Raw genomic sequence first — 15,732 nt, 5'->3', positions numbered from 1 at the left:
CGATTTGGCGTTGGAATGTAATCAGGGTGCTGCCGGGGCGACATGTACGGTCAGTTTGGCCATGGTTCGAGGGTCTCTAATGCATTGAAATGTCTACTGATCGGAATACTGCCCAGCAGGCAGTTGTTTAAGCTGACGGATTCAGATTTACAGGAAACTACAAAATGGCAAACGCGCTCACATTCAATCTCGAGATCCTGGGTTCCGCGGCCAGTTCAACGCTGACCGCGTGGCGCGGTTGCATGGTCGTCAAACCGGCGCAGCAGCCGGAGAAGCCACTGATCCTATACGACATCGAAGCCTGTCCATATTGCCGCAAGGTGCGCGAGGCACTGACAGCCCTGCACATGGATGCCGACATCCGGCCGCGCCCGAGGGGAGGCCGGCGCTTCCGGTCCGAAGCCAAGCTGGTCGGCGGCAAGCAGCAGTTCCCGCTGCTGGTCGACCAGAGCAATGGCCAGGTTCTGTACGAATCCAAGGTGATCGTCGAATACCTGTTTAGGACCTACGGCAACCGACCGGTACCGGGCTATTACCGTTTCAGGCCCTATCAGCCGGTGTTGGGTAGCCTGGCGTCTGCCCTCCGGGGGCTGAAAGGCTTGCGCGCTTCCCCGGCTCGGGCGCCTGAGAAGCCGCTGCATCTGTGGAGCTTCGAGGGCAGCCCCTATTCCCGACTGGTACGGGAGCGCCTGTGTGAGCTGGAGATTCCCTATCGCCTGCATAACCTGGGCAAGGAACACTGGTCCGAGATCGGCCCGGCGAAGCAACGCATCAAACCGGGACCTTACGTGCCGCGGGAAGGCGGCAAGCGGCACGCGTTCTATCAGCAGCACCAGCGGGTGCAGGTACCTTATCTGGAAGACCCCAATACCGGCGAGGCACTGTTCGAATCGGCGGCTATCCTGGAGTACCTGGATAGGCAGTATGCGACCCGCTAGACACACGATCCGATGACAGTAAACGGCGTATAAACGGGTTGTGGTAGGAACTGTGCTGGCGGTAGCTGTCCCAGCTTACTAGTGATCAGGGAGATACGAACCACGGAGCGAACCCTATGCAGCCCATCACCCGGCGCCGTTTCCTCACGGGCCTGGCCGCCATTGGCCTGGCCTCCAGAGTCCCTCCGCTGTTCGCCCGGGGCGGTGGAGAACCCATCACCCGGCCCATTCCCTCAAGTGGCGAAGCGCTGCCAGTCATCGGTATGGGCACCTGGCGCACATTCAATGTCGGTACCGATCCCGTGCTATTGGATGAACGGGCACGCATCCTCGAGGTCTTCTTTGACCAGGGCGGCTCAGTAGTCGATTCGTCCCCCATGTATGGCTCTGCGGAAGCCGTGATGGGGCAACTGACAGAGCGGCTGGACCGGTACGATGACCTGTTTGCCGCCACCAAGGTCTGGACCAGCGACGGTGATGCCACCCGCGAGGCCGTGGGGCAATCGGAAGATCTTTGGGGTGTCGAGCACTTCGACCTCATGCAGATACACAACCTGCTAGCATGGCAGGAGCATCTGGAGGCGCTCAAGGCCATGAGAGACGAAGGTCGCGTCCGCTACATCGGTATCACCACCTCACACGGCCGTCGCCATGGCGAACTTGAGAGGATTATGGAGAACGAGCCCCTCGATTTCGTGCAGTTGACGTACAACATCGTCGACCGGGAAGCGGAGGAGCGTCTGCTACCCCTGGCGCTGGAGCGCGGCATCGCGGTCATCGCCAACCGCCCCTACCAGGGTGGCCGACTGTTCGGTCGATTCCAATCCGAACCCCTGCCGGATTGGGCCGACGAGGTCGGGGCAAAGAACTGGGCAGAGTTCTTCCTCAAGTTTGTCGTGTCCCACCCGGCTATGACCTGCGCGATACCGGCCACCACGCAGGTCGAGCATATGCGGGAAAACATGGGCGCACTCTACGGCATCCTGCCGGATCAGGAGCAGCGTCAACGCATGGTGGATTATGTCGAGGCGCTCTGATCGATGATGGACGCCTATTGAGTTATCTCCGATGAGCTACGACCTGCGAGACTTCCTGATGTTCACACCGGAGGTCTACCTCCGCCTGTTTGAGCGTCTCAACGATACGCTGGGACCTTGGTTCTGGCCGGTGGTGCTCGCCATCCTGGCTATCCCGGCCATGCTCTGTTGGCGTGCGCTCTGGGTCCGCCGTCTGGCCGTCGTTATGGTATCGCTGGGCTGGGGTGTGACGGCTACACTCTTCATGCATCGCTACTATGCGCCCATCAACTGGCCAGTCAGCTATTTTGCGTGGGCATTTGCGGTCGAAGCCTTAGTGCTCCTCGCCATGGGGTGGGGGACGCCACCACGACCCGTCCGCTTTGGACGGATGTTGGTCAGCGTTGGTCTCTTGCTGGGGATGTCGCTGCTGACCGCCTGGTCCGCAGCGGATTGGGGTGCGATCGCCTTGCCGGGATTGACGCCGGATATGACAGCGCTGGCGACTCTGGTCCTGCTGGCCGGGGTGACACGAACATGGCGGGTGCTCCTGCTGTTCGTCCCGCTGATCTGGTGCCTGTTCAGTGTACTGACCCATTGGGCATTGGGCCTGCTGCTGCCGATGGTCGTTCCCGCCGCCGGAGCCCTGCTGGCGATCGTGCTCGCATTCTGGCCGGGGCCTCGACATTGACCCCGGCGTAGCATTTACACCGCGACGTGCGGAGCGCCTGTGCTTATTCGTCCCACTCCGGCGCAAAGCTCGGATTGGCCACGCGCTCGTTGCGGTTGAGATGGTCGATGGCGTCGATCTCGTCGATGGTGAGTTCGATGTCAAGGGCGGCCAGGTTCTCTTTCTGGTGACTGGGTCGCGTCGAGGATGGAATCGCCACGATGCCCTGGGAGGCCAGCCAGGCAATGGAAACCTGGGCCGGCGTGGCGTTATGGGCGCGACCGATGCGGACCAGGGTTTCATCGTCCATCACGCGACCAACGGCCAGTGGCATGTAGCCGGTAACCTTGATGCCCAATTCCTGCATGTGGCTCACCACCTTGCGATTGCTCAGGAAGGGGTGCACTTCCACCTGGTTGGTCATGATCGGGGTATCGCCAAGGAGGACGCGTGCATTATCCACTTGGTCGTTGGTGAAGTTGGAGAGACCCACAAACCGGGTCAGACCTTCCCGCTGGGCATCACGCAGGGCGCCGAGGTACTCCTCCATCGGGACTTCGTCGTCCGGTGAGGGCCAGTGGATCAGGGTCAGGTCCACGTGGTCGGTTTTTAGCCGTTGCAGGCTGTCCGTAAGGCTGTTCATCAGGTCGCTGGCTCGCAGGTTTTCGAACCAGACCTTGGTGGTGAGGAAAATATCCCGGCGCGGAATGCCGCTGGAGGTAATGCCGTCGCCCACCTGTGATTCGTTTTCGTAGATCTGGGCGGTATCGATATGTCGGTAACCCAGGGACAGGGCACTCCGCACCGCATCCCGGCAAACGTCGCCCTTAAGGCGGTAGGTCCCCATCCCGATGGGTGGCAGGGTATCCAGAGCCATTGTCAGTTCCCCCTCTGCGTAGTCATGGATGTGAAGCAGCACCTCGGCGGACGAGACCGGCTGGCTCAGAACTACACTGCCCCTGGGCGGCTGGCGGACTTGGATTGTAATCCGCAGCGCGCGTCGGCGTCGTATCTGGTGGGCATCCGCTCAGGAGGTTCCCGCTTTTGCGATTGGAAGCCTCGGAATACGCCCTGGTTGCCGGCTGATTGCGGCAGGACGCATTCCGAGTCTTCTACTACGTTGGGGCGAATCGGGTAGTTCTTCAAGTACTTTTTACAAGTACTTTTGCTGCGGTCATCTACGACACGTCATCGTGGGGCAAGCGAGGTCAATATGGCCGGACTCACCGGCGAAATGTCGGATTTCCCCCTATCAACGCCGACAGTGGCTACCTATGCTGTCTTAATCAGAAAAGTGATTAATGCCAAGGAGAACAGACATGCTACAGGCAAAATATGAAAAGCGCGGGCCCGTCCCGCAGGATGTGATCGGGGCTGTGGAGGTCGAAACGCCGGATCCCGGTCCGGGCCAGGCGCTGGTCAAGGTCGTTGCCGCACCGATCAACCCTTCGGATGTCCTGACCCTGACTGGCGAGTACGGCATGCTGCCGTCTCTACCGGCAATTGGGGGCAACGAGGGGGTCGGCAAGCTTGTCGCGCTAGGACCCGATACCGAAGGCCCGGAGCAGGGCCAGTTGGTGTTGCTGCCGGTGGGAGTCGGAACCTGGGCCAGCCATGTTCTGGTCGACGCCCGCAAACTCATACCGCTGCCGGGCGAGGCTGACGCAAAGCAACTGGCGATGATGACGATTAACCCGCCCACGGCGCTGTTGATGCTCAACGAGTTCGTCGATCTGCAGGAAGGCGACTGGGTGATCCAGAACGCGGCCAATTCCGGCGTGGGTGGATACCTGATCCAGTTGGCGAAGATGAAGGGTATCAAGACCGTCAACGTGGTGCGCCGTGAATCCGCCGTCGAGGGTGTGAAAGAGCAGGGCGCCGATGTGGTGCTGGTGGACGGTCCCGACCTGCACAAGCGGGTACGCGAGGCCGTGGGCGAAGGCAAGGTGCGCCTGGCCATCGACGCCGTTGGCGGGGCCGCGACCGACCATATCGCCAATTGCCTTGCCGAGGGTGGCACCCTGGTGAACTACGGCATGATGAGTGGGGAGCCCTGTCAGGTCTCGCCCGCCAACATCGTGTTTCGGGGCGTTACCGTGAAAGGCTTCTGGTTGGCCAAATGGTTCGAAAACGCCTCGCCGGAACAGCAGCGCAACATCTTCGGACAGCTCACCAAGCTGATCGCCACCGGCAAGCTTCAGGCGAAGATCGCGGGCGAGTATGATGTCCTGCAGATCAAGGAGGCGGTCGCTGCCGCGGCCTCCGGTGAGCGCGACGGCAAAATCCTGATCGTTCCCGTGTAGACACGCTGTAAGGCGCCGCCTCCGCAGACCCTCGACTGAATAGGGGAACGGATGATTACCGGTCAATGTCTGTGCGGCGGCGTCCGCTTTGAGTACTCGGGGCGTCTTGGTCCCATCGCCCTGTGCCACTGCAGCCAGTGCAGGAAAGCCCATGGCAGCGCCTTCGGCGCCAGCAGCCCGGTGCAGAAGGTGCATTTCAGTTTCGTCGAAGGCGATCACCTGGTTCGTGAGTTCGAATCCCGTCCGGGCAAGTACAGGGCCTTCTGTGCCCAATGCGGCAGTCCACTCTACAGTCGGGTCGACGCGATACCCGGCATCCTTCGCCTGCGTGTGGGCGTCATCGATGGTCCGGTTAGCCAGTCACCGGCGTACCATGTGTTCGTGGGTTCCAAGTCGGACTGGTACGAGATCACCGACGATTTGCCGCAATACGAGAAGCTGGAACGCACCAACGATCCCCATTAGCAACGGACCCCAGGGAGATTGCGTGACCGGGACTGTCGTTCGCGTCGGAAACCTGCACAAACACTTTCGCTCTGGCGGCGAGACCGTCGCCGTGTTCGACGGGCTGGACCTGATGCTCGAGTCTGGTGCGTCCCTGGCGCTCATGGGCCGCTCCGGTTCGGGCAAGAGCACGCTGCTGAACGTGCTGAGTGGGCTCGAAAACTGGGATCAGGGCGATCTGCAGCTGTTTGGTGAATCCATGAGCGTCGGCGATGCCCGGCGTTGGAGCGATCTACGACGCCAGCGGATTGCCACCGTGTTCCAGGAAGCCAACCTGATGCCCGCCATGACCCTGATAGAAAACGTGCAGCTGCGAGCGGGACTGGCAGGCCGATCTGAGATCGATGCCCAGGGCTGGTTGCAGCGCCTGGGCGTGGGTGACCTGGCTAACCGCTATCCCGACCAGGTCTCCGGTGGTCAGCGGCAACGGGCTGCCCTGGCTATGGCCTTCGCGATGCAACCCGAGCTGCTGCTTGCGGACGAGCCTACCGGAAGCCTGGACAGCCACACCGCTGATGACGTGGCTGATGTGCTGTTCGAGTTCCAGCGCGAGCAGGGCTGTCCGATGATCCTGGCCACCCACGATCCCCGGCTGGCCGAACGCTGTGACCGGATCTTCCGGCTGGGAGGCGAGGCGTGACAAGGGGGATGCTCCTGCGTGCCTTCCTGAGTCACTACCGCCGTCATCCCCTGCAACTGCTTGCCCTGGTCTTGATCATTGTCCTCGCTACCGGCCTTTGGAGCGGTGTCTGGGATCTCACCCGCCAGGCACGCGGCAGTCTGGAGCAGGGTAGTCAGTTGATCTCCGGCTTTGACGAAATCACCCGCGCCGATGGCCAGCCGGTCAACGTTACGGATTTCGTCCGTTTGCGGCGGGTCGGTGTGTGCGTCTTACCCTGGCTCGAAGTCGCCACTGCGGGTAACCGTGGCCAGGTGATTGGTATCGATAGCCTGTCTCTAGGATGCTTTGCCGGCGAGTCACAGTCGTCGGGTAATCTCGAGCGTTTCCAGGGTGAGCCTTTTGTCGATATCCGTGAAGCCTCGCAGCTGGCGGAAGCGGAATCTGCCGATGCCCGTCTGCGTTTGATGGCGCCCCGGGGCCCCCGCGCCTTACCGGAGGGCTACGACGCAATTCCGGCGGAGCGCAGGCTCGATACTGGTGAATTGGCGGACAGTTTCCTGCTCAACCTGGATGCCCTCTGCGTCTTGGTCCTGCTGATTACCGGGCTGCTGGTGCGCAGCGTCTATCTGCTGGGCCTGTCACAACGGCGCGCAGGCTTCCTGCTACTACGGCGCTTCGGGGTCCGCGAGGCGCGTATTCGACGCTATCAGGTCATTGAACTCGGCGTGGTCAGTCTCCTGGCGGCCATTCCGGGCACGTTACTGGGGTTGCTCCTCTCCCGACTGTTTTCCGAAGGCTTCGAACGTGCCCTCGGCGGCCTGTTCGATGTCACCCTGTACAGCCAGTCGTTCACCTGGATGACCCTGGCGCCGGTACTGGTGATGACCGCCCTGGTGCTGGCCTGGTGCCTGATCGCCCCTGGCGATGCAGACGACCCCCATCGCCGGCTACCGATTCGCATCCCCGCCGTTGGCTTGCTCGTCGTGGCTGCCGGATGGCTCGTTCTCGCAGGCTCCCTGGCTCAGGTCTTCGTCGCCCTGGCGCTGCTGTTCCTGTCGGTTGGCGTTCTGACTCCCATACTGCTGTCAGGGGTGCTGGAGACGCGCTCACGACGGACTGATAGACCCCTGCGTCGCTGGACCCTGCGGGAACTGGCGGTGATGCTCCGTCGCCTGGGATTGCCGGTAGTAGCCTTGCAGTTCGCGGCGGCGACCGTACTGGCGATCCAGGCCTTGGTGACCACGTTCGAGACGACATTCTATGACTGGCTCGACCAACGCCTGCAGGGGGATATCTATGTGGAGTGGCCCGTGGCTGAGACCATCGATCGTGTTGCGCCCGAACTCGACAGCCTGGACACCATTGAAACCTGGTACCCGGTGCGCCGCGGTGACGCCCATTCAGCTGCAGATGCAGGGCGACGTATTGATCTGTTGGCGCTGGAACCCACATCGCCTTTGCTTCGTGACTGGGATTTTATCGAGTCGGTAGCCGCGCCCTGGGACGCCCTGGACGACGGCCAGGTGATGGTCAACGAGCAGTTGGCGCGTCGGCTCGAACTAGCGATGGGTGACAGTCTTGGATTTACCATCGCGGGCAAAAAGTACGAGCGTCAGGTTGCCGCCATCTACGCGGATTATGGCCGTCCCAGCGGCGAGATCCTCATTTCAGCGCAGGAATTGCCAGCGGACTTCCGGCCGGCCTTTGTCAGCCTCACTCTCGATTTGCGCTCCAGTGACGCGATCCGTGCAGTGCGCGAGACGTTGCGTAAGGTAATGCCAGGCGTGTCCCTGCAGATCCGCGATAACGCGTCCGTACGCGGCCTGGCTACGCGTGTGTTCGAGCAAACATTCCTGCTCACCCGTGCGATCAGTCTACTGACCCTGGTATTGGCCGGCGTCGCCCTGCTGGTGCTGGGGTGGGTCTTCTTTGGCACTCGCCGCTGGTACTTCCACCTGCTTCGGGTTTGGGGGCTTTCCTCGCGTGCCCTGCGGGTGCGGATCTCGAGTCTTTCTGTCGGATTGACGCTGCTGGCCGCGCTGGCGGCGTTGCCGCTGGGCGTTCTGCTGACTTGGGTGTTGGTGGCCCGCATCAATCCCCTGGCGTTCGGCTGGTCGCTGCCAATGGCGGTGTATCCCGTTTTCTGGCTGCAATTGCTCGCGGTAGCCGTCGGCATCGGACTGGTGATCGCTTGGCTGATCCAGCGACAGCTGTCCGACCAGGCCCCCGAGCCTGTCACCGTGGGGCACGTGGAGGGGGCGGAGCGATGAAAGCATCGGCGTGGTGGTTATGCTGCGGATTGAGTCTGCTGGTGCTGGCGGGTTGTTCCGACGAGGCCTCCGAGCCGCAAAGCTTTGCCGGTCTCGGCGCCTCGCTGGATACCGGCGCCCAGGCGAAGGATTTCGCCCAGCCACGACCAGGCGATCGTATCCACTTGCCCGCCGATCTTGGGCCTCATCCCGGGCACAGGATCGAATGGTGGTACCTGACCGCCAATTTGACCACTGCTGAAGGCGAGCCCGTAGGCTTGCAGTGGACCCAGTTCCGCCAGGCACTGGAGCCCCGTTCGCCCTCCGATGTGCCGCCCCCACCAGAGGACTGGCCCCTGCAGTCGGTCTGGATGGCCCACGCAGCGCTATCGACCGGGGAGCAGCACTTTTTCCACGAGCGGGTGGCGCGCGGCGACATTGGTCATGCGAGTGCCCATGCCCAGCCTTTCGAGGTGTGGCTGGACGACTGGCAATTGCGGGAAACGAATGAGGGTGCCTGGCGATTGCAGGTCCAGGGCAATGACTGGGCCTACGACGTGAGCCTGGAACCCCGGCGACCGGCGGTACGCCATGGAGAAGACGGTTTCAGTGCCAAATCGGCCAGTGGCGAGGGCTCCCTATATTTCAGTTATGTGGACCTGGCGATTGAAGGCACGGTTACGATCGAGGGTGTGCGTCATCAGGTCTCTGGCAGTGGCTGGTTCGATCGCGAGTGGAGCAGCCAATTCCTGCGCTCGGACCAGACCGGCTGGGATTGGATGGCCCTGCAACTGGATTCGGGGGGGCGGATCATGGCGTTCCGCCTGCGCGAGACCGGGCAGGCTTATACGGCTGGCACCTGGATTGGGCCGAATGGGGAGGCCCAATCGCTCAAGTCCCGGGATTTCAGCCTGGACGTGCTGGATCAGCGAGAAACGCCGCGGGGGCCTGTGCCCACAAACTGGCGATTGATCATTCCCGACCATGATGTCGACATTGAGGTTACTACCTGGGATGGGAACTTCTGGAACGAAGGGCTTTATCCATACTGGGAAGGGCCCGTGCGAGTGACCGGAACACATACCGGAAAAGGCTATCTCGAACTAACCGGCTATGATGAACGACAGAGATGAAGAGTGGACCAGGCGCGGTAACGGGCCTGCTTGTTGCTACGCATTCCTTAGAACAATTGCCTTACATCCTAACCTGAGGAGATGCCGTGACCCATATCCTGATTGCCCCCGATTCGTTCAAGGAGAGTCTGTCCGCTGCCGAGGTGGCCGTCGCGATTCGTGAAGGGCTCAGCGAGGCGCTGCCCAATGCGACCTTCACGGAGCTACCCCTGGCGGACGGCGGCGAAGGCACCCTGGAGGCCCTGGTCATCGCGGCCGGTGGACGCTACGAGACCACGGATGTCACCGGACCGGACGGCAATACCCTCAGGGCACGCTTCGGCCTTATTCACGATGACCGCACCGCCGTGATCGAAATGGCCGAAGCAAGTGGTCTCCAGCGCCTGCCCGAGGCGCGGCGCAACCCGATGAAAACCACCTCGCGGGGTACCGGCGAACTGATCCTGGCAGCCCTGGATCTGGGCGTGGAGCAGGTCATCCTAACGCTGGGGGGTAGCGCGACCAATGACGGCGGACTGGGTATGGCCCAGGCGCTGGGGGTCAAGGCACTGGATGCATCGGGCGACCCTGTTGCGCCGGGCGGGCAGGGTTTGCTGGACCTGGCGTCGCTCAATCTCCACGAACTGGATACCCGGGTGCCCGCCACGCGTTTCCGCGTAATCTGCGACGTCAACAACCCGCTGACCGGCCCCGATGGCGCAACCTATGTGTTTGGGCCCCAAAAAGGTGCGACGCCGGAGATGCTGGTCAAGCTGGACCAGGGCATGGAACGCTACGGCGTGTTACTCGAGCAGGTGGTGGGCAGGAAGCTGGCTGATAGGCCTGGAGCCGGTGCTGCCGGCGGGGTAGGGGCCGCGGCCTGCGGATTCCTCGGCGGCCGCCTGGAGCCGGGTATCGATGTAGTCATGGATGCTGTTGGCTTGCGCGACCAACTACGTGACGCCGATCTGGTGGTCACCGGCGAGGGTCGCATCGACGCCCAGACGGCCCGCGGCAAGACCCTGGCAGGCCTGGCGCGGGAAGCGGCCGGGGCCAACGTGCCGGTAATTGCGCTGGCAGGCAGCCTCGGTGACGACTACACCGAGGCATTAGCTTGTGGAATAACGGCAATTTTCGGGGTTACACCGGCGCCGATGCCCCTGGCGGAGGCCCTGGAGCGAACTTCTGACAGTCTGAGGCGTGCTGCCCGCAACATCGGCGCACTGTATGCGGTTCGTCCCGGCGTCGAGTGAGTCAGGGCGCAATCATCTTCATAACGCGGCCATCCGACGAGTCGGTCAGCAACCAGATGGCGCCGTCGGGCCCCTGGGTTACCGCGCGGATGCGGTGATCCATATCCGTCAGCAAGTCCTCTTCCTCTGCGATTTCATTTCCACTGCCGATCCGCAGACGGACAACCTTCTGGAACTTGAGGGCGCCGACGAACAGGTCGCCCTGCCATTCCGGAAACATATCACCGGTATAGAAGGCCATGCCTGAAGGAGCAATGGATGGATCCCAGTAGTGCAGTAGCTGGGCCATGCCCGGTGCCTGGGTGCGGTCGGTTATGGGCAGGCCGCTATAACCGATGCCGTAGGTAATTTCCGGCCAGCCGTAGTTGGTGCCAGCCTCGATGATATTGATTTCGTCGCCTCCACGCGGGCCATGTTCGTGGCTCCAGATTTCCCCGGTCTCAGGATGGCGATCCATACCCTGGATGTTGCGGTTGCCATAGGTGAAGAAGGTATCCCGGGCGTTGGGATCATCCAGGAATGGATTACCCGGCGCGGGTTCGCCTTCGATGGTGATACGGTGCACGCCACCGGCATCGTCACTGAGATCCTGGGCACGATCCTTCTCGCCGCGATCACCGACGGGCACATAGAGGTAGCCCTCCCGGTCGAAGGCCATGCGTCCGGCAAAATGGCGGGTGGTATTGGAGCGTGGCAGGGCTTCGAAGATGACGTCTACTTCACCCAAGGCGCCGTCCTGGTATCGGGCACGGGCTACGCGTGTGGTTACCCCGTCGGCATTCTCGTGGGCGTAGCTGATAAACAGCAGTTGGTTATCGGCAAAATCCGGGTGCAGGATGATATCCATAAGCCCGCCCTGGCCGGCGGCTTTCACGTCGGGTACGCCGCTTACCGGCTGTTCCAGGATCTGGCCGTCGCGCAAGATGCGCAGGCGCCCGGCACGTTCGGTCACCAAGGCGTCGCCGTCGGGCAGGAAGGCAATGGCCCAGGGGTACTCCAGGCCTGTGGCGACGGTCTCGACCGTATAGTCGTGATATTGCGAAGTAAACGTTTCGGCCTGAGCCTGATGAGTGACCAACAGCGAACTGAGAACCACCCCGGTGATCGCGGGCAAAGCCTTCCGGGAAAATCGCGAGCTCAACATCAGTTGCCTCCTGCGGTTGATGGACTTTCGTGGGCGTATCACGCTTTTTTCCGAAGCTTCTTAGATATACCCGGAGCGTATTGGTTCAGATTTTCTTTTCAGTAACGGTTAGCAGGACACTCATAAGTATTTGAAACCGGAGCCGTTGTGTGTGCCATACTCACGGGTAGGCTCGTTTGGGTTCACCCGCTGTACGAGTTTGCGAACACGTTTAAACACTTTCAACACTCTCTAAAACTTTCAGCGTAAGGAGAACGCGATGTCTGATCATCACGTCTACAAGAAGGTTGAAGTGGTGGGTTCCTCCCGCAACAGCATCGACGATGCCATCAACAACGCTATCACCGAATGCAGCAAGAGCATCAAGAATGTGGAATGGTTCGAAGTGGTCGAGACCCGCGGCCATGTGGAAGATGGGAAAGTCGGCCACTACCAGGTGGTCCTTAAAGTCGGGTTCCGGATCGAAGGCAGTTGAAACTGATAGTTCTGGCTGCGGGCGTTAGCACGAGGATGATCATTCAGTGACATCGATCTGGACCACTGTCGTCCTGGCCACCCTGGCTGGGGCGGCCATGCCCGCGGGAGCCCTGCTCGGGCGCATCGAGCACTTGGGCCCCAACTGGCTCGACAACGAACTGCGTCATAGTGTCATCGCCTTCGGTGGCGGTGCGCTACTCTCAGCCGTTGCCCTGGTACTCGTGCCTGAGGCGCTTCCGGCGAGTAACGCCCTGATGATTGCGCTGGCGATGATCCTGGGCGGACTCTTCTTTGGCTACCTGGACGCCATCCTGTCCCGCTCCCGTGGCTCGGTGTCGCAGTTGATTGCGATGCTGGCGGATTTCATTCCCGAGTCCCTGGCGCTGGGCGCCATGTTCGCCATCGACGGTGAGGGGGGTGTACTGCTGGCTATCCTGATCGCACTGCAGAACGTGCCGGAAGGATTCAATGCGTTCCGCGAGATGACGGCCTCGGAAGATCCAGACAAGATCCGGCGTGGTCGCGTTGCCCAGAACATGAGGGGCAAGACGGTATTGCTTCTCTTCTGCTTGCTGGTGCCGCTCGGCCCTGCGGCGGGCTTGGTAGGACATTACTGGCTGGCAGAGCATGATGCGGTGCTCGCGTTCATCATGCTCTTTGCGTCTGGCGGTATCCTCTACCTGGTCTTCCAGGACATCGCTCCCCAGGCCCGATTGGAGAGGCATTGGGCACCCTCACTGGGTGCCGTTGTGGGTTTCCTGTTCGGGGTGCTGGGTCACTTGGCGACGACCTGATCCCCTTCCTTCATCGCACCGGTCTGTACGCGCCACTGGGCGGCATAGCTTCCGTCCCGGTCGATCAGTTCTTCGTGGGTGCCGCGCTCGCGAACCTCGCCATCCTCGATCACCGCAATCTGGTCCGCGTGGACAATCGTCGACAGGCGGTGGGCGATCATGATCACCGTACGGTTGTGGCCGATGCGACGCAGGGAGCGCTGGATAGCGGCCTCGGTTTCGTTGTCCACGGCACTGGTGGCTTCGTCCAGCACCAGGATGGGCGGATCCTTCAGCAGGGCGCGGGCCAGGGACAGCCGCTGGCGCTGGCCGCCGGAGAGGCGCACGCCGCGTTCGCCGACCGGCGTATCCAGGCCGTCCGCCAGGTTCTCGATAAAGGACCAGGCTTCAGCGGTCTTGGCCGCCTCGATGATTTCCGCATCGGTGGCATCCGGCCGGCCATAGGCGATGTTGTCGCGTATGGTCCCCTCGAACAGATAGACGTCCTGGCTGACCAGGCCGATGGCTTCCCGCACGGACTTGAGGCTGACATCCTGGATCGGCTTGCCATCGATCAGGATGCGGCCGCCCTGGACATCGTAGAAGCGCAGTAGCAGTTTGATCAGCGTCGATTTGCCTGAGCCGGTGGCGCCAACCAGGGCCAGGGTATGGCCGGCGGTGATATCCAGGCTGATGCCGCGTACGCCGGACTCACTGTTGGCGTAGCGGAACTGGACGTTCTCGAAGGTCACAGCACCTTGAACGGGCTGGGCAAGGGGCTGGTTTGCCTGGTCGCGCACATGGACCGGCTCGGCGATCAGGTCGAGGATTCGGCGGGTACTGGCCATGGCGCGTTCGAACAGGTCGATAACCTGGGCCATGCCGGTCAGCGGCCACAGCAGACGTTGAGTCAGGAATACCAGTACGCCGTAAGCGCCCACGTTGAGGTCTCCGTTCAGCGCCATCATCCCGCCAACCGTGAAGGTGCCCAGGAAACCGACCAGAACGGCCATGCGAATCAGCGGTATGAAGGCAGAGCTGATGCGGATGGCGTGTTGGTTGGCTGCCACGTAGGCGTCGCTGGACTCGCGCAGGCGCTCAGCCTCACGCTTCTCGGCGGTAAAACTCTTGATGGTGGCAATGCCGCCCAGATTGTTGGCTAGACGGCTCGATAGATCACCCACCTTATCCCGAACGTCCGCGTATAGCGGGCCGGCCTTGCGCTGGAAGTAGAAAGCGCCCCAGATGATGACCGGGATCGGGGTGAAGGCGAGGGCGGCGACGGTTGGCGATATGACGAAGAACACCGCGCCAACGGCGAGGATGGTTACCGCGACCTGGATAATTGCATTGGCGCCACCGTCCAGGAAGCGCTCGAGCTGGTTGACGTCGTCGTTCATGGTCGCGACCAACTGGCCGGAGCTGCGGGATTCGAAGAAATGCATGTCCAGGCGCTGGGCGTGTTCGTAGGCATCCTGGCGCAGGTCGGCCTGCAGTCGCTGGGCCAGGTTACGCCAGGCGACCTGGAACAGGTATTCGAACAGGGATTCGCCAGCCCAGATAAAGAAGGTCAGCACACCCAGTACGACGATTTGTTCTTCAGCCGAGGTAAAGCCAATTGCGGCAACGAAGCTTTCTTCCTTGTTGACCACCACATCGATGGCCACGCCGATCAGCAGCTCGGGGGCAATATCAAACAGCTTGTTGATAATCGAGAAGGTTGTGGCCGCGATGATCTGGCGACGGTAACCCCGGGCGTAGCGAAGCAGACGGCCGAGGGCCTGGAAACTGCTGGTATTGCTGGACATGGATAATCTCCGACTTGGACGCCCTGACCGCCGAAAGGAAGAGATGGGACAAGGCCTGGAAAGGCGCACAGACTAGCGGAAATTGGCTTGGCTTAAAAGAAATAGCTATCAGTTGCAGGTGACAATAAGTGCTTTCGAGAAAGAGAGGCTGTTAGCCCCGTGAGGGGAGCGAGGCCCTCGCTGCCGCTGCCATGGATGGCCGTGCTGGCAGCCTTGACGACCGGAACGTCCCCGTCCCTTCTTTATCGAGGGGCTCCTTTACCTTCCGGTAAATCTCGGGATGGACTCGTAAATAATGAATTCAGGGGTGATCTGGATCGTTCGTCGATTTGTTTCACTAGCGCGCGTGCTTCTGTAGCCACCGATCCAACTGATCGGCAAACGCCTTGCGGTCTGTCTGTGAGAAGCTGGATGGGCCACCGGTGACCTGGCCGGCGTTGCGCAATTCTTCCATAAAGTTGCGCATGGCCAGGCGCTGGCGGATGTTGTCCGGTGTAAACGGTTGACCGCGTGGGCTCAGGGCGGCGGCGCCCTTTTCGATGGCCTCTGCGGCCAGGGGAATATCCTGGGTGACGACCAGATCGCCGCTGCTGAGCTGATCGACGATTTCGCGATCGGCGACGTCGAATCCCCGGGCCACCTGGCGCGTGCGGATGAAGGGCGAGGGCGGTACCCGCACGCTCTGGTTGGCCACGAAGGTTGTGTCCACTTTCCAGCGGTTGGCTGCGCGGCACAGGATTTCGCGGATGGGGACCGGGCAGGCATCGGCGTCGACCCAGATTGGCATAGTCGGTTCTCCTCGATGAATGCCGCTGAGGATACTCCGATTTGCCCACGAGAACACCGTGCGGAGTGAGCAAATT

15 protein-coding genes are annotated in these 15,732 nt (G+C 61.6%); 11 read left to right on the top strand and 4 right to left on the bottom strand.

The genetic code is table 11. The features are described 5' to 3' along the window. Positions 1-164: 164 nt before the first annotated feature. From RE428_RS17035 to RE428_RS17025, 3 genes are all read left to right on the top strand, one after another. Positions 165-938 (top strand): glutathione S-transferase N-terminal domain-containing protein, encoded by a 774-nt coding sequence (locus RE428_RS17035; protein WP_004583141.1) that lies wholly within the window; start codon positions 165-167, stop codon positions 936-938. Positions 939-1,054: 116 nt separating this feature from the next. Then, positions 1,055-1,975 (top strand): aldo/keto reductase, encoded by a 921-nt coding sequence (locus RE428_RS17030; protein WP_004583140.1) that lies wholly within the window; start codon positions 1,055-1,057, stop codon positions 1,973-1,975. A 31-nt stretch (positions 1,976-2,006) separates the two neighbouring features. Beyond that, positions 2,007-2,645, top strand: coding sequence for a hypothetical protein (locus RE428_RS17025; RefSeq protein ID WP_004583139.1), 639 nt, complete (start codon positions 2,007-2,009; stop codon positions 2,643-2,645). A 43-nt stretch (positions 2,646-2,688) separates the two neighbouring features. Here the strand turns inward: RE428_RS17025 and dkgB are convergent, their stop codons facing one another. Next, a complete protein-coding gene (dkgB, locus tag RE428_RS17020; RefSeq protein WP_004583138.1) occupies positions 2,689-3,501 on the bottom strand; it encodes a 2,5-didehydrogluconate reductase DkgB in 813 nt (270 codons plus the stop codon). A 442-nt stretch (positions 3,502-3,943) separates the two neighbouring features. Here dkgB and RE428_RS17015 point away from each other — a divergent pair, with 442 nt between their 5' ends. The 6 genes from RE428_RS17015 (at position 3,944) to RE428_RS16990 (ending at position 10,667) form a co-directional block, all read left to right on the top strand. Further along, positions 3,944-4,927, top strand: coding sequence for a zinc-dependent alcohol dehydrogenase family protein (locus RE428_RS17015; protein WP_004583137.1), 984 nt, complete (start codon positions 3,944-3,946; stop codon positions 4,925-4,927). 51 nt (positions 4,928-4,978) lie between these two features. Next, entirely contained in the window at positions 4,979-5,392 is a 414-nt protein-coding gene (locus tag RE428_RS17010) for a GFA family protein (RefSeq protein WP_004583136.1), read from the top strand. Between the two features lie 22 nt (positions 5,393-5,414). Next, positions 5,415-6,071, top strand: a complete 657-nt coding sequence (locus RE428_RS17005) for an ABC transporter ATP-binding protein (protein ID WP_004583135.1) — start codon at positions 5,415-5,417, stop codon at positions 6,069-6,071. Further along, positions 6,068-8,323, top strand: coding sequence for an FtsX-like permease family protein (locus RE428_RS17000; RefSeq protein WP_227500307.1), 2,256 nt, complete (start codon positions 6,068-6,070; stop codon positions 8,321-8,323). Before RE428_RS17005 ends, RE428_RS17000 begins: the two co-directional genes overlap by 4 nt. Beyond that, positions 8,320-9,435, top strand: coding sequence for a lipocalin-like domain-containing protein (locus RE428_RS16995; RefSeq protein ID WP_004583133.1), 1,116 nt, complete (start codon positions 8,320-8,322; stop codon positions 9,433-9,435). Before RE428_RS17000 ends, RE428_RS16995 begins: the two co-directional genes overlap by 4 nt. An 86-nt stretch (positions 9,436-9,521) precedes the next feature. After that, a complete protein-coding gene (locus RE428_RS16990; protein WP_004583132.1) occupies positions 9,522-10,667 on the top strand; it encodes a glycerate kinase in 1,146 nt (381 codons plus the stop codon). Position 10,668: 1 nt separating this feature from the next. On the opposite strand, the gene RE428_RS16985 is transcribed toward RE428_RS16990, so the two are convergent. Further along, the gene (locus RE428_RS16985; protein ID WP_004583131.1) at positions 10,669-11,811 is read right to left on the bottom strand and encodes a PQQ-dependent sugar dehydrogenase; all 1,143 of its coding nucleotides are present in this window, start codon (positions 11,809-11,811) and stop codon (positions 10,669-10,671) included. Between the two features lie 259 nt (positions 11,812-12,070). Between RE428_RS16985 and RE428_RS16980 the strand changes: the two genes are divergently transcribed. Continuing rightward, positions 12,071-12,286: a dodecin gene (locus tag RE428_RS16980; protein WP_004583130.1), complete on the top strand. Its 216-nt coding sequence runs from the start codon at positions 12,071-12,073 to the stop codon at positions 12,284-12,286. 46 nt (positions 12,287-12,332) lie between these two features. Beyond that, a complete protein-coding gene (locus RE428_RS16975; protein ID WP_004583129.1) occupies positions 12,333-13,082 on the top strand; it encodes a ZIP family metal transporter in 750 nt (249 codons plus the stop codon). On the opposite strand, the gene RE428_RS16970 is transcribed toward RE428_RS16975, so the two are convergent. Further along, a complete protein-coding gene (locus tag RE428_RS16970; RefSeq protein WP_004583128.1) occupies positions 13,064-14,869 on the bottom strand; it encodes an ABC transporter ATP-binding protein in 1,806 nt (601 codons plus the stop codon). The two genes, RE428_RS16975 and RE428_RS16970, sit on opposite strands and share 19 nt — an antisense overlap. A 337-nt stretch (positions 14,870-15,206) precedes the next feature. After that, positions 15,207-15,656, bottom strand: coding sequence for a YaiI/YqxD family protein (locus tag RE428_RS16965; protein WP_004583127.1), 450 nt, complete (start codon positions 15,654-15,656; stop codon positions 15,207-15,209). Positions 15,657-15,732: the final 76 nt, after the last annotated feature.

This window comes from Marinobacter nanhaiticus D15-8W (genome assembly GCF_036511935.1).
Lineage (GTDB): Bacteria > Pseudomonadota > Gammaproteobacteria > Pseudomonadales > Oleiphilaceae > Marinobacter_A > Marinobacter_A nanhaiticus.
Note: the sequence above shows the minus strand (reverse complement) of the source record. Positions and strands in the feature narration are given on the sequence as shown.